Raw genomic sequence first — 16671 nt, forward strand, 5'->3', positions numbered from 1 at the left:
CTGGGGTGTACTGCGCAGGAATCTTTGGACCGGGGTGTTTCCTCGGGCGGCGATTCAGGTTTCACCCGCGTGAACTGTCGGTGCGGCGTTGTTACGGCCAGGTTTCCGCTGACCTGGTGCGTTCTGTCCGGTTGCGAAACCTCGTGGTCGAATAGGGCCATGAACGCGCGTGTATCCGGCCATGACCCTCTGCCACCGGCGATCGTCCGGTCGTTGCGGTGTTCGGTCTGCGGTGACCCGGTCGGGGTAACCGAGCGCACGGTGCGTTGCGATCGGGGCCACTCGTTCGACGTGGCGAAGCAGGGTTACGTCAACCTTCTGCATGCCCGCATCCCGGCGGGTACCGCGGACACGGCGCCGATGGTCGCGGCCCGGGTCGACCTCCTCTCGTCGGGTGTCTACCGGCCCCTCGCCGACGCCCTCGCGAAGGTGGCTTCGGAACACATCGAGAACGGGATGGTCATCGACGCCGGCGCGGGCACGGGCTACTACCTCGCGCACGTGCTCGACGCCGTTCCCGCCGCGTACGGACTGGCGCTCGACGTCTCCGCCGTCGCCCTGCGCCGGGCCGCTCGCGCGCACACGCGCGCGGGCGCGGCCGTGTGGAATCTCTGGGAGCCCTGGCCGGTGGCGGATTCGAGCGCGTCGCTGATCCTCAACGTCTTCGCACCGCGCAACGCCCCGCAGTTCCACCGCGTCCTGACGAAGGACGGGCTGCTGGTCGTCGCGACGCCGAACCCCGGCCACCTCCGGGAGCTGGGCGACCTGGTGATCTCCGTCGACGGCAGCAAGGACGCGCGGCTGGAGGACACCCTCGGCGAACGCTTCACCCGGGTGGACCGGCACGAGGTCACCCAGCAGGTGACGTTGACGCCCGGCCAGATCCGTCAGGTGGTGGAGATGGGCCCGAGCGCGCATCACCTCCACCGCGACGGTCGGCGTGAACGCCTCGACGCGATCACCGGATCGGTGGACGTCACCACTTCGTTCAGTGTCACGCTGTACCGGCCGGTGTCCTGATGGAGGCACCCGCGACACTGCTCGCCGACGCCGCCTGGGTCAGCGCCCGCATCGGCGGCGCCGCGAAGCTCTACGGCTGCTCACGGCCCGAAGTCCTCGGCACGATCTGGTGGTACTCGCTCTCCTCCGTCCTCGTCGCTCCTTCGGTGGAATCCCTCGTCCGCGGCGAACCCTTGGACCCGTCACTCGACGCCGTCACGATCGACCTCGTGCCGGACGGCCGTTTCACCGGCGCCCGGTCTTCCCGGACCCTCGACGGCGGTCTTGCCGAACTCGGTGCCGCGTTCGCCGGAACGCTGAGCACCGCGATCGGCACGATTTCGGCTGTCACCAAAGCGAATCCGCGCGCGCTGGGCGCGATCGCGACGGATTCCATCGGCAACCGCCTGCTGTGGACCGGCGACACCGAACGGGCGATCGCGCTGGCGGCACCGCTTGTGGCCGCGATCGGGCTCGGGATGCCGGAGCCTCGGTTCTCCCGGGTCGGACGGAACACCGTGGTGCGCCGTGCTTCCTGTTGCCTGATCTACGAAGCCGGCAATCCGAAGTGCACCAGTTGCCCCCGGCAGACCCCGGAAGAACGGGACCGGCGGCTTCGCGCCGCTCTCGGTTAGTGCGCGGTTTCTTTACGGGACAAGGCGAATGTCCGTGAGCAAAGACGTGACTCGCGTGATCAGGGACGTGACTCGCGTGATTGGAGCCGCACTCGGAGTGTTCCGCCGCTGATCACGCGAGTTACGCCTTCGATCACGTGAGTTCCGCCCTCGATCACGCGAGTGCGGCCGATCGGTACAGGTGGGAATCCCGCCTCATCCGGCGGCGAGATTCTCACCGGTCAACGCGGCCACCATCGCCGCCCGGCTGCCGACCCCCAGTTTGGTGAAGATCCGGCGCATATGCGCGGAAACCGTGTTCAGGCTGATTTCCAGTACGCCGGCGATCTGCTTGTTCGTATAGCCGCGGCCGACCATGCGCGCCACCTCGTGCTCGCGCGGGCTGAGCAGGTCGTGCGGTTCCGGCGCCACCGGAACGAGCAGGCATCTGACGCCGTGTTCGGTGACGTCGAGCAGCGGTTTCCGCTGCACGGCGCCCCCGTCGTTCAGTTCCATGACACGTCTGACGAGTGATCTCGCCAGCTTTCGTACGGTTTCGTCCTCCGTGACGACCGTCGCCCGCTGCCGCGCGAGATCGTGTAGCGACGACGCAGGAAATCCCATCACCGGGCTCGTGGACATAGACCGGCCTCCCCCCTCTAGGTCTCCCTCCTTCTCCAGCAAACCCCTCCGACAGGAAAAGCGCATCGTCGGTTTGTGTGACAAGTACGAACTAGTCGATTCATGTCACGCAAGAACGTGTGACTACCGGTGCCCCCGGGTGCGCGGGCAGTGTCGGGTGAGTGCTCACCGACGCACCGCGCCGGCGATCGCGGATTTTCACCGGAGCAGAGGAGAACGGTTATGAGCCGTGGCTATGCGGCAGTGGACGGCGAGCTGGAAGACGAGCTGAGCCGTGAACTCGAGGCCGAGTTCGAAAACGAACTCGAGGACGAACTGGAAGGCGAATTCGAGGACGAGGACGAGTTCGAAGACGAGCTCGGCGGCCTGGCCCGGGAGCTCGAAGACGAGCTGGAGGACGAGGTCTACGGCGAGTACGAGTACGAGGACGAAGACGAATTCGAGTCCGAGTTCGAAGCCGTCGTCCGCGAACTCGAGGACGAGTTCGAACTGGAATCCGAGGACGAGGACTTCACGCATCCGGCGCGGCGGGTCTATCCCGACGCCGAGATGATGGCGCAACTGGCCTTCCAGGCCGAGAACGCCGAGACCGAGGACGAGGCGGAGGCCTTCCTCGGCGCGCTCGCGCCGCTGGCGTTCCAGGCGGCGAAATGGGCGGCGCCGAAGATCATCAAACACGGTCCGCAGCTGATCCGCGGCGCGGTCAACCTCGGGCGCAAGCTGTGGCGGAACCCGGCGACCCGCCGTGCCGTCCGGCACATCCCGAAGATCATCGGCCGCACCGCACGCGACGTCGGGCGCCGGTACGCCGACGGCCGCCCGATCAACGCCCGGTACATCACGCGCAGGCTGGTCGGCCACACCGTGAACAGCGCGCAGAACGCGCCCGCGAACCGCCGGAGCCAGCAGCGGCGCCGCGGCCGTCCCCAGCAGCGCCGTCGCCGTCCCGCCGCCCGTGGCGGGCGCCGGACGCAGTCCCGGGGCCGGGCGGGCGCCGCCCGTCGTGGCAAGGCGCGCGGCCGTGCGCGCCGCCGCTGAGGCGCTACCCGCGGCATCCGGTGAATCGGCCTCGTCCACCGGGTTCCGGCGGGCGAGGCCGTCCGGGGACGACGAACTGACGGCTTGGGTGCTGTCCCAGGCCACCAACGTGGAACGGCATCTGGAGGCGCTGCGGCCCTTCCGCTGGTCGGAGTTCGGTGACCCGGCCACCGGCCCGAGCCGGGCGCATCTCGCGGCGGTCAACCGGACGATGGCGACCTTGCGGAAGCCGTTGTACTCCGCGACCCGTGCGGTTCGCCGTGCCGCGGACGAGGCGGTGGAACGGCCGGAACGCGCCGAACTCGCCCGGCTGCTGCGGGCGAAATCCCGGGCACAACGCTGGGTCAAGACCACCGAAGGGGTCTGGGACTTCTACCTCGATCTGTTCAACCAGCGGCAAGGCGCGTTCGCCCCGTGGCTGGTGGCGTGCGACCGGGTGGCACTCGACTGCTACCAGTACGCCTACCTCGGGATCGGGCGCTGGCGGTCGATCCCGACCCCGCCACCGTTCTGCTACCTGCGCACCGGATCCGGCCCGGCCACCTCGCGCCGCGGGATTCCCTTGCGGCGGCTGGGGAACCGGCTCAATCCCTTTCCGCTGATCCAGCTTCCGTACCACCGGCTGGTGAACCCGTGGACGCTCGGCGCGGTCCTGCACGAGGTGAGTCACAACCTGCAGAACGACCTCGGCATCGCCAGGGCGATCCCGCTGCAGGTGGCGGCGAGGCTCGTCGAAGCGGGGGTGCCGCGGGAGGTGACCGGCATCTGGGTCAGGTGGAACCGGGAGACGTTCGCCGATCTGTCCGCGCTGCTGCTGGGTGGCCCGGCGGTCGTCGGTTCGCTGTTCGACGTCATCGGGCGCACCGAACTCGAAACGACGGGATTCACCCCGCGCGCGGTGCACCCGGTGCCGTACCTCCGCGCGAAGATCTCGGTGGAGCTGTTGCGCCGCATGGGTTTCACCCGGCACGCGGAGGCGTATGCGGAGATGTGGCACAAGTTGTACCCGCGGGCGAAGCTGGTGAACGCGCCACCGGCGCTGCTGAGGACGGCGGACAAGGCGATCCCCGTGGTGGTGGACGCGATGTGCTTCACGTCGTTCCCCTCGCTGGGGCACCGTCCCCTGGCGAAGGTGCTGCGGTTCGAAGCCAAGGAACAGGCGATGATCGAAGAAGCCGCCGGCAGGCTGGCCGACGGGGTCTCCCCCGGCGTCGTGCCGGAACGGTTCCTGATCGGCGCGGTCCGGTTCGCGCTCGACGAACGGATGGCCCCGCCGAAACGGCTTTTCGGCTTCTTCATGGAAGAGCTCGGCAGGAGGGCGAGATGACGCTCGACACCGAATTCTCCCGGCTGGGCAAGGAAGTGAACCAGGTGGCCGCGTGCTGGCGGGCCTTGGAGATCAGCGTCGCCGAAGACCGGCCCGCCGGCGTCGGGCTGGCCGCGGCGGATCATCTCGCCGAGGTCGTCCTCGACGGCACCGGAGAGGTCGAGGCTGCCACACGCGCGACACAGGGCCCGGTGAGCGCGGAGTCGTTGCACACCACGGCGTCGTCGCTGCTGAACCTGCGGCGGCGGGTGGACGGGCACTGCCGTTCGCACCACGCGGTCTCCGGGCTGCTGCGCGCGGTACACGGACGGGAACAGGAATGGCGGGGCTGGGCGAAGAGCTTCCATGCCGGGGTGGACCAATGCTCCACCGCCTTGTCCTCGGCGGAGGACGTGATGGTGCGGTGCTGGCGTGAAGCAGTGGAACTGGCCGAATTCAAGGGATGTGGGGCGACCCGATGACGATCAACGACGACCGCGGCGCGACGTTGCCGCGCGCACAGGACATCGACAGCGCGTATCCGCTGTCGACCGGGCAGTACCCACCGCAGGCGGCGGCCCCCGGCAAACTCGCCGAACAGACGATCAGCGACATGCTCGGCTGGAAGTGGCGCGAAGGCGACACCAAAGGATTCGTGGCCGCGCTGACCGGCAGTTTCGAACTGAACGAGGTCCAAGGCCGCACCGAGGCGAAATGGACTCCGCGCGGATACGCGATCCAGGCCGATCTCGGCGCCGTCACCGGCGGTCAGGCCTCGCTCGCGGCGAGGGCCAGGAGCGCGGTCAAGGACTCGCTGGCACTGCTCGATTCGCTCCGTCCACTGAGGACGGACTCGGACCCCGAGAACGCGGAGGGTTTCCGCGCGCTCGTCCGGCACGACCTCGAACAGATCCGGCAGGAGCTGGAGAGCCCGTTGATCCGCGTGGCGCGGGTCGATCAGCTCTTCCTGCTGCTGCTCGGCAACGGCGGGCTCGCGGTCGGGGCCGGAGACCGTACGCAAGGACATCTCGGCCAGCTGCGGGACGAGCTCGGCCTGGTCTCGGGCAAGGTCAACACGATCGAGGAGGAACGGATCCAGACCTCCTTCATCACGCTGACGGATTGGGTGGTCTCGTTGTTCAGGGGCTGGCAGGACGCACGCGACAAGATCGACCCGTTCTCGCAGCCGGCCGGCGGCCAGCCGTTCTTCGGTCCCGCCGTGGTCGCGCTCTCCCGGCTGCTGTCCGCGACCGCGTCGCAGGTCGACGAGGTCGTCGCGATGCTGCGGTCGGTGTTCGTCCAGCAGGAGGACCTCGAAGTGCTCCGCGTCCCCGATCCGCAGGGCGGGACGATGTCGCTCGGCGGGCTGCTTCGCTGGATCCGCGAGTTCGCCACCTTCGAGGGCGGCAAGCTGATCGAGTCGGCGGGCAAGGAAGGTGTCGGCACGTCGTTCCTGCAGATCGCGAAACGGCTGCAGCGGATCGTGGCGAACCTTCCCCGGCAGAGCACCGGCGGTCCCAACGGCGACGTGCCGGGCAACTTCCGCGCCTCGCTTCCCCCGGGATTCTTCAGCTCCCGTGTGCAGCGGGCCATCGACGAACTCGACGACCATCTCCAGGAGGTCGTCCGGATCGCCGAGCCGATCGGGCGGGACGGCTCGCCGTCGTCGTCCGATCCGAATCCGCCCGCACCGCCCACCCCGCAGCTCACGCCGCCGCCCGGCCGGACGCCGACGGTGCCTTCGGTCGCCGAGCTCCGTGAGGGGCACGGCGCCGGAGAAGGCCAGACACCACCCGAGGCGGAGGAACCGCCGAAACCCCGGACCACGCGCAAGCGGCCCGGGCAGTAGCCGGACCCGTACGGGAGGAAGACGATGGGCACGGAAAAGGAATACCGGGAACTCTTCGACCGGGTCGCGGCCTTGCGCGGCCAGGTCGCCGGGAAGCTCGCGAACGAACTGGGCAGCGATCCGAAACTCGGCGACGCGGTCCTCAAACAACTGGACGACATGCTCACCGCCGTCGAGGCGGAACAGCGGGGCAAGCCGGGGCCGGCGGACGGCGGGATCGCGCAGCTCGTCGGGCTCGGCGACGGTTCGGCCGCGGACCTCGGCGCGACGGCGATGCCGCCGGGTGTCGACGCCTACGACGAGACCGTCGCCTCGGAACGGGTCATCGCGGTCGGCGATCTGTACTACCTGTACCAGCACGAACGGATCGGCGTGTTCCGCGTGGTGCAGAAGCTGCAGGAGCTGTTCCAGGGCGGCGCCATCCGGCTTTCGGACGGCCCCGGCGCGTTCGGGCTGTACCGGTTCGACCGGCGTGACGTCCTGCGCTACACCAGGCGGGACCGCGTCAGCGCGTACCGGCGCGTCCTCGGCTACGGCAAGGGGCTCGGCTCGGCGAACTCGCGGCCGAACACCGATTTCCACCAGCTGTTCACCCAGTTCAGCAACCAGGTCGCCCTGTTCTGGCGGGACAAGCGGATCTCCGACGTCGTCCGCGAACGCGCGTACGACCCGAGTTTCGGCAGTGTGGCGGTCGTCCGGCGCAGCGGTCTCGACCTGCGGAACAACCTGAAGTTCACCTCGTACGGTCACCTGAACGTCCTGCGGGTCGAAGTCATGCAACTGCTGACCGAGGCGTTCAAGATCCTCGGTTCGGAGGACGTGCTGGACCTGTTCGGCGCGGCCAACGCGTGGGACACCGTGGACGAGGTGCTGATCCGCTACTTCGACCAGCGGCTGGTGTCCTCGCCACGGCAGCGGATGGCGGTCACCGGACGTCAGGTGCTGCGGTGGCTCGCGGCGCCGCACATCCTCGAGACCACCCGGTCGGAATTCGAGGCGCTGCTGCTCGAAATCGCGGAGCCCGCCGAGGAGTGGTTGACCTCGGCCCAGTCCCTGCGGCTGGCCGACCGGACCAACTCGCGAGAGGTACTACCGGTGGATCGGCACCGGCCGGCCGGGGTCGCGGTGTCGCGTGAACCGCGTCCAGTCACCCCGCGCCGGAACGGACACCGTCCCGGCACCGTGATCACCCTGGACCGCAAGTAGCCACGTGCTGGGATCGATGGTCACGGAGTGGGACGCGAGGTAGCGTCGGGCGCGATGAGTGAACGCACCTGGGGCTTCCGCACCCGCGCCCTGCACGCGGGCGGGACGCCCGACCCGGCGACCGGCGCCCGCGCCGTGCCCATCTACCAGACCACGAGCTTCGTCTTCGAGGACGCGGCCGACGCGGCGAACCTGTTCGCGCTGCAGAAGTACGGCAACATCTACAGCCGCATCGGCAACCCGACGGTCGCGGCCTTCGAGGAACGCTTGGCCAGCCTCGAAGGCGCGATCGGCGGCGTCGCGACCAGCAGTGGTCAGGCGGCGGAGTTCCTGACGTTCTCCGCCCTCACCGAGGCAGGCGACCACATCGTCTCGGCGGGCGGGCTCTACGGCGGCACGGTCACGCAACTCACCGGGACGCTGCGCCGCTTCGGGGTCGAGACCACCTTCGTCAGCGGAGACCGCATCGAGGACTACGCGGCCGCCATCACCGATCGGACGAAGCTGATCTTCACCGAGGTCATCGGCAATCCGGGCGGCGGGATCGCCGACATCACCGGGCTGGCGGAGCTCGCGCACGCGCACGACATCCCGCTGGTCGTCGACGCGACCTTGGCGACGCCGTACCTGTGCCGACCGATCGAGCACGGCGCGGACATCGTGCTGCATTCGGCGACGAAGTTCCTCGGCGGGCACGGGACCACCCTGGGCGGGGTGGTCGTCGAGTCCGGGAAGTTCGACTGGGGCAACGGGAAGTTCCCGAGGATGACCGAGACCGTCGAGAGCTACGGCGGCCTGAAGTACTGGGAGAACTTCGGCGAGTACGCCTTCTGCACCCGGCTCCGCGCCGAGCAGTTGCGCGACATCGGTGCAGTCCTCTCGCCGCACTCGGCCTTCCTCCTGCTGCAAGGCGTCGAGACGCTGCCGCAGCGGATGGACGCCCACGTCGCCAACGCGCGAGCCGTCGCGGAGTACCTCGCGAACGACAGCCGGGTGGCTTGGGTGAACTACGCCGGCCTGCCGGATCACCCGCACCACGACCGCGCGAAGAAGTACCTGCCCGCCGGGCCGGGTGCCGTGTTCTCCTTCGGCGTCGACGGCGGCCGCGCGGCCGGGGAGACGTTCGTGAACTCGGTCGAGCTGCTGTCGCATCTGGCGAACGTCGGGGACGCGCGGACGCTGGTCATCCATCCGGCGTCCACCACCCATCAGCAGCTCTCCGAGGACCAGTTGCGTTCGGCCGGGGTGGGCCCGGACCTGATCCGCCTGTCGGTCGGGCTGGAGGACGTCGACGACATCCTGTGGGATCTCGATCAGGCGCTCGGCAAGGCGGTGGCGGGATGACCTACGACGTCGGCGCGGTCGAGCGGCGCCGCATCCTCTCGCGGACGAGGTCGGTGACCATCGTCGGTGCTTCGAACAATCCCGCGCGGCCGAGCTACTTCGTCGCGACGTACCTGCTTTCCTCCAGCAAGTACGAGGTCAACTTCGTGAACCCGCGGCTGGACGAACTCCTCGGACGGCCGGTGTACCCGTCGCTGGCCGACGTGCCCGGTGAGGCCGACCTGGTCAGCGTGTTCCGCAAGCACGACGACCTCCCCGGCGTGGCCGAGGAGGTCGTCGAGGCCGGAGCGCGCACGCTCTGGCTTCAGCTGGGCCTGTGGCACGAGCCCGTCGCCGACCTCGCCAAACAGGCGGGGCTGGACGTGGTGATGAACCGCTGCGTGAAGATCGAACACGCCCGGTTCGCCGGCGGGCTCCACCTCGCCGGGTTCAACACCGGCGTGATCAGCTCACGTCGCCAGTCCGCCCCCTGACCAGGGCCTGCCCGGCCCGTGAGAGGGTGGCGGCATGGCCAAACCGACGCCGCTGCAGCTCAGGAACATCGTCATGGCACTGCTCATGGCGGGTGCCCTGGTGTGGAACCTGTCCATCGGCGGCGCTTGGTGGCTCACCGCGATCTTCTCGGTCGGCATCGTCCTTTCGCTGTTCTCCGCGTACCTGAACCGGCCCGGCGCCCGTCCCTGACCCCGCATTTCGTCCTCTAAACGCGGTAGTTCTCGATGCCAACTACCGCATTCAGAGGACGAAATGCGTCAGGAGCGGGCGGCCTCGAAACGCGAAGTGACCTCAGCGCGGCCACGCTCCGAGAGCGCGCCGAAGAGACGTAGGCGCGCCATCCCGCCGTCTGGATAGATGTCGAGCCGGACTTCGGTCACCTCAGGTCCCGCGGCGAGGGCGAACCGGTGTCGCGTGTCCGGCTGCAACCGCGTTTTGGGCAGCAGCTCGACCCACTCACCGTCGCCGTCCCGGCCGCTCAGCGCGGCCCAGCCCGGCGCGTTGCCCTTCAGATTGCTGTTGTCGAACTCGGCGAACCGGATGACGCCCGCGCCGGCGAGACGCACCGTGACCCAGTCGTTCCCGTCGTCCCGGCGTCGGGCGGTCTCCCAGCCCTCGGCCTGATGCGCGGCGAGCCCCGGCGAGAAGAGGTTGTTGGGCGAGGAATAGAACATGTTGCTGCACCCGGTGACCACCGCGCCGTTCTCCAGCGCGGCGAGGTCGAGCGCGCCGAGGTCGAGCAGGCGCGGGTCCGGGATCGGCGTGCCGTGCACGCGCAGCCTGGCCACGCCGCCGTCCGGATGCATGGTCAGCCGGACGTGCGTGTAGCGCTTGCTCCCGCCGATCTCGAAGAAGTTCTCCGTGTGCCCAGCCGCCGCGCCACGTTTCACCAGCACGTCCCAGTCCGCTTCGGCCACTTCGGCCGCGCTGGGATAGCCGTCGACGGCGCACGCCTCGACCGAGACGAACGGCGGGTAGTTGCCCTTGAAGAACGCGGTGTCCACGATGACGCCGGTGATCGCGCCCGCCAGGCCGAGCCGGATCACCGCCTGGTCGTCGCCGGGTTCGCGGTGCCGCCGGGTCTCCCAGCCGTCGTAGACCTGGCCCTTGGGGCCGAAGGTCTCCGTCTGGTGCGCGGGCACCCAGGGATTGACCAGGTTCTCCTTCTCGGCGAACAACTCGTCCGTCGCCCACATCACGGTCCCGCCGAACTTGCGCGAGGCCAGGTCGGGCAGGGCTGTCCACTCAGGACGGTCGTTCACGGCATCCTCCATCTCAGCAATCACCCCGGGTCAGCAGAACGCCTGCCGGGTCTTCACCGGTGATCTCCTCGCCCCGCAACCACGTGCTCCGGACGACACCGGCCAGCGGCCGTCCGTGGTAGGCGCTGACCGGGTTGCGGTGCTTCAATTTCGCGACGTCGACGACGAAAGCCTCGTCGGGTGCGAACACGCTGAAGTCGGCGTCGTAGCCCGGCGCGAGATGCCCCTTGCGGCGCATCCCCGCCTGCGCGGCCGGATGTTCGGCCATCCAGCGGACGACGTCGGTGAGGGCGAACCCGCGTTGCCGCGCCTGGGTCCAGACGGCGGGCAGGCCGAGCTGCAAGCCGGCGATCCCGCCCCAGGCGAGCCCGAAATCGCCGCTGTCGAAGCGTTTCAGCTCCGGCGTGCACGGCGAATGGTCGGTCACCACGCAGTCGATGACGCCGTCCGCGAGCCCCTTCCACAGCAGTTCGCGGTTCCCGGCCTCGCGGATCGGCGGGCAGCATTTGAACTGCGTGGCGCCGTCGCCGATCTCCTCCGCGGTGAAACTCAGGTAGTGCGGGCAGGTCTCGGCGGTCAGCCGGACGCCGTCGCGCCGCGCGCTCTCGACCATCGGCAGCGCGTCCGAGGACGACAGGTGCAGGATGTGCGCGCGGACGCCGGTCTTCCTCGCCAGCTCGATCACCTGCGCGATCGCCACGTTCTCCGCGCCACGCGGCCGCGAATGCAGGAAGTCTTCGTATTTCTCGCCGTGCGGGTCCGGCGCGTGATCGATCGCGTCGGAGTCCTCCGCGTGCACGATGATCATGCCGTCGAAGGTCCGCAGTTCGGTCATCGCCTCTTCGAGCCCGCGCGCGTCCAGCGGCGGGAACTCGTCGACGCCGGAATGCAGCAGGAAGGACTTGAACCCGAAGACGCCCGCCTCGTGCAGGCCGCGCAGCTCCGCGAGATTGCCGGGGATCGCGCCGCCCCAGAACCCGACGTCGACGTGCACCTTGCCCTCGGCGGTCTTGCGCTTCACCTCCAGCGACGCGACGTCGACCGTCGGCGGCAGGCTGTTCAACGGCATGTCCACGATCGTGGTGACCCCGCCCGCCGCGGCCGCGCGGGTCGCCGAAGCGAACCCCTCCCATTCGGTGCGGCCCGGGTCGTTGACGTGCACGTGGGTATCGACCAGACCCGGCAGCAGCACGACGTCATCATCGAGTTCGAGTACCCGATCGCCGTCCAGATCGGCTCCGGCGGGCTCCACCGCGACGATGCGGCCACCGTCGACACCGATGGTCGCGGGTACCTCCCCGGCGGCCGTCACGGCTCGGGCGGCCTTGATCACCAAGTCCATCTAAAAGCCTCCAACTTCCACTGAGTGGAATCGAGGTTTCGCACTCCGACATTAACTCCGGCCACCCTGCTCGTCAACGAGCCCAAGCGGCGCTACCTTCGCTTCGTGCAGTTAGAAGCCGAGTTCACCAGCGAACCGTTCCACGGCGAGGGTCCGCCACCCGAACACGCCGTCAAAGCCCGCGACACCGCGGAGAACGCGGGCCTGTCCGCCGACTTCGGCCCGCTCGGCACCCTCGTCCGCGGCGACGCCGACGCCCTCCTTGACGCGCTTCCCGCCATCGCCAGGGCGGCTTTGGACGGTGGCGCCACGCGCGTCACCCTCCAGCTCCGGCAGGTCGGCGACGACACGACCGAGCCCGCGGTCGAACTGCACAGCGCCCTCGCCCGCCTCATCGGCGACGTCGAACGCGAGCTCGGCGGGAAACTCGACACCCTCGACCGCGCCGCCAAGCAGCGCGCGGTGCGGCTGCTCAAGGAACGCGGCGCGTTCGGCCTCCGCAAGTCGGTGTCGACCGTCGCGGAGGCACTGGGGGTCACGAGGTTCACGGTCTACAACTACCTCAACCGCGACCAAGACTGAAGGGCTGTTTCAACAAAATGTTGACGGCGGCGGAATCGTCGCCGTACCGTCAGTTCCCGTGCCGCTCACCATTCGAGAGTTCAACGAGGCTCCCGCACAGGACGTCCGGCCGGCGCTGACCGCCTGCCTCGACGTTCCGCGCTGGGTGGAAACCCTGCTGGCCAGGCGCCCGTACGCCGACCTCGCCGCGCTGCTCGCCGCGTCCGAGGCGCTCACCCCGTTGCGCCCCGAAGAGGTCCGGCGCGCCATGGCGGCCCATCCCCGGATCGGGGAGAAAGCCGGCGGCCAGAGCACCGAAGCGGGCTGGTCGCGCTCCGAACAGTCCGGTGTGGACGGTGACGCGGCGCGCGAGTTCGCCGCGGCCAACGCCGAATACGAAGCGACGTTCGGACACGTCTTCCTGGTCTGCGCGAGCGGCCGGAGTGGCGCCGAACTGCTGGAAAACCTGCGTTCGAGGCTTTCGAACGACCCCGGCAAGGAACTCGAAGTGGCCGGTCAAGAGCTGGCCAAGATCGCCGCGCTGCGGCTGGAGAAGGCGGTGACGGCATGAGCCTCGTGACCACGCACATCCTCGACACCGCCGCGGGACGGCCCGCCGCGGACGTCGGCGTACGGCTCGAAACCGGCGCGGGCGATCCCGTCGCCGAAGGCCGGACCGACGCCGACGGCCGGATCCGCGACCTCGGCCCGGACACCCTCGACCCCGGGGTGTACCGGCTGGTCTTCGACACCGGCGCCTACCTCGGCCCGGACTCCTTCTTCCCCGAAGTCACCTTGACCTTCCGCATCGCTGACGGGACCGAGCACCACCACGTGCCGTTGCTGCTGAGCCCGTTCGCCTATTCCACCTATCGAGGGAGCTGATCGCCCGTGGCCATCACCCTGGGCCCCAACCAGTACGGCAAGGCCGAAGTCCGGCTCGTCACCGTTCAGCGCGAAGGCACCGTCCACCACCTCAAAGACCTCACCGTTTCGACGTCGCTTCGCGGCGACCTCGCGGCGACACACCTCACCGGTGACAACGCCGACGTCGTCGCGACCGACACCCAGAAGAACACCGTCTACGCCTTCGCCAAGGAAGCCCCGGTCGGCGAGATCGAGGACTTCGCGCTGCGGCTCGGACGCCATTTCGTCGGCTCGTTCGAGCACATCACCGGCGCCCGGATCCTGATCGACGAACACGGCTGGAACCGCATCTCGGGCCACGATCACGCGTTCTCCCAGGCGGGCAGCGAAAAGCGGACGACCGCCGTGACCGTCCAGGGTGACCAGGCCTCGGTGGTGTCCGGTTTGGACGATCTCGTGGTGCTCAAGTCGACCGGTTCGGAGTTCCACGGCTTCCCGCGCGACGAGTACACGACGCTGGCCGAGACGAACGACCGCATCCTCGCCACCGCCGTGACCGCGCGCTGGCGCTACCAGGGCGACGGCATCGACTGGGCCACGAGCCACGCGGAGGTCCGGCGGATCCTGCTGGAGACCTTCGCGGACAAACACAGCCTCTCCCTGCAGCAGACGCTGTACGCCATGGGAGAGGCTGTGCTCAAGGAACGCGAAGAGGTCGCCGAAGTCCGGCTCTCACTGCCGAACAAGCACCACTTCCTGGTGGACCTGTCACCCTTCGGGCTGAAGAACGACAACGAGGTCTTCTACGCCGCCGACCGCCCGTACGGCCTGATCGAGGGGGTCGTCCTCCGCGACGACGCCGAGGACGCCGGTCTGGCCTGGCACACCCTCGCCGCCTTCTAGGGCACCGGCAGCGGCATACCGGGGACGCTCTGGTCGGCGGGGACCACCCCGTCGACCAGGTAGGCGTCCACGATCTCGTCCACCTTGGGGTTCCCGTCCGCGTAGAGCCCGTGGTCGCCCTCACCGGCCACGGTCAGCATGCGCGAGTTCGCGAACCCCGCGTGCGCCTTCCGGGCGCCCTCGATCGCCGTGGCCGGGTCGTGCTCGGAGTGCACGATCAGCACCGGCGGGACGCCCTTGCCGTCCAGCTTCGGCAGCGGACGCGGTTCCTTGTCCCAGAACAGGCAGACCGAGGCGCTCAGCGTGCCACCGCCCGCCAGGAGCAGACCACGATCCAGGTTCCGCTGCGAAGCGCGGATCAGCGACTCGCGGGTGCCGATGAACCGTCCCTCACCACAAAGGGTGTTCCAGAAGGTGGCGTCCTGCGCGTCGGGCTGGTCACCCGCGGCCTCGACGGCGGCCTTGGCCTCGGCCTTCGCCCCCGGGTTCTCCATCGCGTCCCGGACCTTGACCAGCAGTTCGGCCAGCGCCGGGAACGTCGCCTTCTTGTAGAGCATGTAGACGATGGCGGTGTCGAACTCCATCGGCCCCTTCCCGTCCATCGGGTTGCGGGACAGGGCGTAGCGGACCCGCTCATAGGCCTGCCGGACCTCTTCGCCGTTGGTGCCGAAGTGGTACTTCGCGTCGTACCGCGCCATCCACGGCAGGAAGTCCTGCCGCCAGCGCCGTTCGAAACCGACCGGCTGCCGGTCGAACGTCTTCTGCCAGTCCGTGGTGAACTCCGTCGAAGAGTCCAGCACGAACCGCCCGGTCCGCTGCGGGAACTGCTGGGCGTAATGCGCGCCCAGCCAGGTGCCGCCCGAGTAGCCGACCCAGTTGATCTTCTCGCGGCCGAGCAGCGTCCGGAGCAGATCGAAATCCCTGATCGTCTGATGGGTGGTGATCAGCGGGCCGAGTTCGCCGCCTGCGCTCTGGCAGGACCTGGCCACGTGTTCGGCGTTGGCCAGGATCTGGTTCAGATTGCGCGGGTCACGGTCGCGCGGATCCAGCTGCCGGATGAGGTCGGCCGCGCCCCGGCAGGTGACGTTGGTGCTCTTGCCGGTCCCGCGCACGTCGATCCCGATGATGTCCTGGTGTTCGCGCAGTTTCTCCTGCCCGCGGAAGGTCACCGGGAACCAGCGCCCGGGACCGCCCGGCCCGCCCGGATTGGTGAGCAGCGAGGCCGTCGAAGTCCCGGTGGACTTCAGCCTGCTGACCGCGATGGTCAGGTCCTGCCGCTCGTCCGCGCGATCCCAGTCGCGAGGCGTGCGGAACGTCGCGCATTCGAGCCCGCCGATATCGGTGCCCGGCGGCAACGTGACCAGTTCCTCCGCCGCGCAGGGATGCCAATCCAGTTTCTGGCCGGTGTAGTGCGCCGGGACGCCCGCCGAAGCCGTGCCGGCCCCGGCGAGCAACCCGCTCACGATCACCGGGAGCAACCCGACGGCCAAGAGCCGTTTCATGTTCTTCCCCCTTCTTCCTTGGATTCCCAACGGCTCCAGACGCTAGGGCCGGGCACACCACGCGAACATCGACCGCAGGTAGCGCCGGGAGGTGAACCAAGGTCGAAGGGACCACCGGAACTTGATAGAACGCTCTATCATGGAGGGCGTGACTGGAACGCGGGAACGCATCGTGAACGCCGGCGCCGAGCTGCTCCGGCGGAACGGGTACACCGGCACCGGGGTGAAGCAGATCGTCGAGGCGGCGAACGCGCCCTTCGGCTCGCTGTACCACTTCTTCCCCGGCGGCAAGGAACAGCTCGGCGAGGAGGTCATCCGCACCTCGGGGATGATGTACCTCGCGCTGTTCGAGATCTTCTTCGCCGACGAGCCGGATCTGATCCACGGTATCGAGGCCTGCTTCGCCAGCGCCGCCGAGACGCTGAAGGCGACCGATTACGCCGACGCGTGCCCCATCGCCACTGTCGCGCTCGAGGTCGCGAGCACCAACGAGAAACTCCGGATCGCGACCGCCGACGTGTTCACCGCGTGGATCGAGACCGGGGCCAAGAAGTTCGGCAAGTACGGCCTCGGGCCGGAGTCCGCTCGGCGGCTCACGATCGCTTTGGTGAACAGCCTCGAAGGGGCGTTCGTACTGAGCCGATCACTGCGTAACACCGAAGCGCTGGAGGTCGCGGGGGCGTCATCCGTGGCCTTCGCGCGCACGCTGCTCCCTGATGCGTGAAGCACCGACGGCGGGCT

Annotated in this window: 19 protein-coding genes; 15 read left to right on the forward strand and 4 right to left on the reverse strand. The window is 68.9% G+C overall.

Features of this window, described 5'->3' with window-relative positions:
• The first annotated feature begins 159 nt into the window (after positions 1 to 159).
• Positions 160 to 1020, forward strand: a complete 861-nt coding sequence (locus tag DMC64_RS32880) for a putative RNA methyltransferase (protein WP_125736670.1) — start codon at positions 160 to 162, stop codon at positions 1018 to 1020.
• Positions 1020 to 1634, forward strand: coding sequence for a (2Fe-2S)-binding protein (locus tag DMC64_RS32885; RefSeq protein ID WP_125736671.1), 615 nt, complete (start codon positions 1020 to 1022; stop codon positions 1632 to 1634). The genes DMC64_RS32880 and DMC64_RS32885 overlap by 1 nt, the downstream gene beginning before the upstream one ends.
• Positions 1635 to 1829: 195 nt before the next feature.
• Here DMC64_RS32885 and DMC64_RS32890 read toward each other — a convergent pair whose 3' ends face one another.
• Positions 1830 to 2129: a helix-turn-helix transcriptional regulator gene (locus tag DMC64_RS32890; RefSeq protein ID WP_228694901.1), complete on the reverse strand. Its 300-nt coding sequence runs from the start codon at positions 2127 to 2129 to the stop codon at positions 1830 to 1832.
• A gap of 348 nt (positions 2130 to 2477) precedes the next feature.
• Here DMC64_RS32890 and DMC64_RS42775 point away from each other — a divergent pair, with 348 nt between their 5' ends.
• The 8 genes from DMC64_RS42775 to DMC64_RS43040 are packed head-to-tail and all read left to right on the forward strand — an operon-like array spanning position 2478 to position 9682.
• Positions 2478 to 3293 carry a hypothetical protein gene (locus DMC64_RS42775; RefSeq protein ID WP_158634275.1) on the forward strand — a complete coding sequence of 272 codons (816 nt, stop codon included), beginning with the start codon at positions 2478 to 2480 and terminating at the stop codon, positions 3291 to 3293.
• Complete coding sequence (locus tag DMC64_RS32905; protein ID WP_125736674.1) at positions 3277 to 4620, forward strand: hypothetical protein; 1344 nt, start codon at positions 3277 to 3279, stop codon at positions 4618 to 4620. The genes DMC64_RS42775 and DMC64_RS32905 overlap by 17 nt, the downstream gene beginning before the upstream one ends.
• Positions 4617 to 5081: a hypothetical protein gene (locus tag DMC64_RS32910; protein ID WP_125736675.1), complete on the forward strand. Its 465-nt coding sequence runs from the start codon at positions 4617 to 4619 to the stop codon at positions 5079 to 5081. The genes DMC64_RS32905 and DMC64_RS32910 overlap by 4 nt, the downstream gene beginning before the upstream one ends.
• Positions 5078 to 6448 (forward strand): hypothetical protein, encoded by a 1371-nt coding sequence (locus DMC64_RS32915; protein WP_037342625.1) that lies wholly within the window; start codon positions 5078 to 5080, stop codon positions 6446 to 6448. The genes DMC64_RS32910 and DMC64_RS32915 overlap by 4 nt, the downstream gene beginning before the upstream one ends.
• A 24-nt stretch (positions 6449 to 6472) precedes the next feature.
• Positions 6473 to 7654 (forward strand): hypothetical protein, encoded by a 1182-nt coding sequence (locus tag DMC64_RS32920; RefSeq protein WP_037342298.1) that lies wholly within the window; start codon positions 6473 to 6475, stop codon positions 7652 to 7654.
• A gap of 54 nt (positions 7655 to 7708) precedes the next feature.
• On the forward strand, positions 7709 to 8998 hold the full coding sequence (locus tag DMC64_RS32925; RefSeq protein WP_125736676.1) for an O-acetylhomoserine aminocarboxypropyltransferase/cysteine synthase family protein: 1290 nt from the start codon (positions 7709 to 7711) through the stop codon (positions 8996 to 8998).
• Positions 8995 to 9471: a CoA-binding protein gene (locus DMC64_RS32930; protein WP_125736677.1), complete on the forward strand. Its 477-nt coding sequence runs from the start codon at positions 8995 to 8997 to the stop codon at positions 9469 to 9471. Before DMC64_RS32925 ends, DMC64_RS32930 begins: the two co-directional genes overlap by 4 nt.
• 34 nt (positions 9472 to 9505) lie before the next feature.
• Complete coding sequence (locus DMC64_RS43040; RefSeq protein ID WP_162836896.1) at positions 9506 to 9682, forward strand: hypothetical protein; 177 nt, start codon at positions 9506 to 9508, stop codon at positions 9680 to 9682.
• Between the two features lie 68 nt (positions 9683 to 9750).
• Here DMC64_RS43040 and alc read toward each other — a convergent pair whose 3' ends face one another.
• Complete coding sequence (alc, locus tag DMC64_RS32935; protein WP_125736678.1) at positions 9751 to 10767, reverse strand: allantoicase; 1017 nt, start codon at positions 10765 to 10767, stop codon at positions 9751 to 9753.
• Position 10768: 1 nt separating this feature from the next.
• A complete protein-coding gene (gene allB, locus DMC64_RS32940; protein ID WP_037342294.1) occupies positions 10769 to 12097 on the reverse strand; it encodes an allantoinase AllB in 1329 nt (442 codons plus the stop codon).
• Positions 12098 to 12202: 105 nt separating this feature from the next.
• Here allB and DMC64_RS32945 point away from each other — a divergent pair, with 105 nt between their 5' ends.
• Genes DMC64_RS32945 through pucL form a run of 4 tightly spaced genes read left to right on the forward strand, consistent with a single transcriptional unit; the run spans position 12203 to position 14428 of the window.
• Complete coding sequence (locus DMC64_RS32945) at positions 12203 to 12679, forward strand: helix-turn-helix domain-containing protein (RefSeq protein WP_125736679.1); 477 nt, start codon at positions 12203 to 12205, stop codon at positions 12677 to 12679.
• A gap of 58 nt (positions 12680 to 12737) precedes the next feature.
• On the forward strand, positions 12738 to 13229 hold the full coding sequence (gene uraD, locus DMC64_RS32950) for a 2-oxo-4-hydroxy-4-carboxy-5-ureidoimidazoline decarboxylase (RefSeq protein ID WP_016336255.1): 492 nt from the start codon (positions 12738 to 12740) through the stop codon (positions 13227 to 13229).
• Complete coding sequence (uraH, locus tag DMC64_RS32955) at positions 13226 to 13543, forward strand: hydroxyisourate hydrolase (protein WP_125736680.1); 318 nt, start codon at positions 13226 to 13228, stop codon at positions 13541 to 13543. Before uraD ends, uraH begins: the two co-directional genes overlap by 4 nt.
• Before the next feature lie 6 nt (positions 13544 to 13549).
• Positions 13550 to 14428 (forward strand): factor-independent urate hydroxylase, encoded by an 879-nt coding sequence (pucL, locus tag DMC64_RS32960; protein WP_125736681.1) that lies wholly within the window; start codon positions 13550 to 13552, stop codon positions 14426 to 14428.
• Here pucL and DMC64_RS32965 read toward each other — a convergent pair.
• The gene (locus DMC64_RS32965) at positions 14425 to 15930 is read right to left on the reverse strand and encodes an alpha/beta hydrolase (RefSeq protein ID WP_125736682.1); all 1506 of its coding nucleotides are present in this window, start codon (positions 15928 to 15930) and stop codon (positions 14425 to 14427) included. The two genes, pucL and DMC64_RS32965, sit on opposite strands and share 4 nt — an antisense overlap.
• Before the next feature lie 139 nt (positions 15931 to 16069).
• On the opposite strand from DMC64_RS32965, the gene DMC64_RS32970 reads away from it, so the two are divergent.
• Positions 16070 to 16654 (forward strand): TetR/AcrR family transcriptional regulator, encoded by a 585-nt coding sequence (locus DMC64_RS32970; protein ID WP_233629897.1) that lies wholly within the window; start codon positions 16070 to 16072, stop codon positions 16652 to 16654.
• Positions 16655 to 16671: the final 17 nt, after the last annotated feature.

Source organism: Amycolatopsis sp. WAC 04197 (assembly GCF_003947475.1).
Lineage (GTDB): Bacteria > Actinomycetota > Actinomycetes > Mycobacteriales > Pseudonocardiaceae > Amycolatopsis > Amycolatopsis japonica.

Bases quoted from the DNA above. Each gene is read 5' to 3' on its own strand.
- DMC64_RS32965 (WP_125736682.1), bottom strand. From the start codon at position 15,930: ATGAAACGGCTCTTGGCCGTCGGGTTGCTCCCGGTGATCGTGAGCGGG.
- DMC64_RS32925 (WP_125736676.1), top strand. From the start codon at position 7,709: ATGAGTGAACGCACCTGGGGCTTCCGCACCCGCGCCCTGCACGCGGGC.
- DMC64_RS42775 (WP_158634275.1), top strand. From the start codon at position 2,478: ATGAGCCGTGGCTATGCGGCAGTGGACGGCGAGCTGGAAGACGAGCTG.
- DMC64_RS32915 (WP_037342625.1), top strand. From the start codon at position 5,078: ATGACGATCAACGACGACCGCGGCGCGACGTTGCCGCGCGCACAGGAC.
- DMC64_RS32970 (WP_233629897.1), top strand. From the start codon at position 16,070: ATGGAGGGCGTGACTGGAACGCGGGAACGCATCGTGAACGCCGGCGCC.
- DMC64_RS32930 (WP_125736677.1), top strand. From the start codon at position 8,995: ATGACCTACGACGTCGGCGCGGTCGAGCGGCGCCGCATCCTCTCGCGG.
- alc (WP_125736678.1), bottom strand. From the start codon at position 10,767: ATGGAGGATGCCGTGAACGACCGTCCTGAGTGGACAGCCCTGCCCGAC.
- DMC64_RS32885 (WP_125736671.1), top strand. From the start codon at position 1,020: ATGGAGGCACCCGCGACACTGCTCGCCGACGCCGCCTGGGTCAGCGCC.
- allB (WP_037342294.1), bottom strand. From the start codon at position 12,097: ATGGACTTGGTGATCAAGGCCGCCCGAGCCGTGACGGCCGCCGGGGAG.
- DMC64_RS32920 (WP_037342298.1), top strand. From the start codon at position 6,473: ATGGGCACGGAAAAGGAATACCGGGAACTCTTCGACCGGGTCGCGGCC.
- DMC64_RS32910 (WP_125736675.1), top strand. From the start codon at position 4,617: ATGACGCTCGACACCGAATTCTCCCGGCTGGGCAAGGAAGTGAACCAG.
- DMC64_RS32880 (WP_125736670.1), top strand. From the start codon at position 160: ATGAACGCGCGTGTATCCGGCCATGACCCTCTGCCACCGGCGATCGTC.
- DMC64_RS43040 (WP_162836896.1), top strand. From the start codon at position 9,506: ATGGCCAAACCGACGCCGCTGCAGCTCAGGAACATCGTCATGGCACTG.
- DMC64_RS32890 (WP_228694901.1), bottom strand. From the start codon at position 2,129: ATGGAACTGAACGACGGGGGCGCCGTGCAGCGGAAACCGCTGCTCGAC.
- uraH (WP_125736680.1), top strand. From the start codon at position 13,226: ATGAGCCTCGTGACCACGCACATCCTCGACACCGCCGCGGGACGGCCC.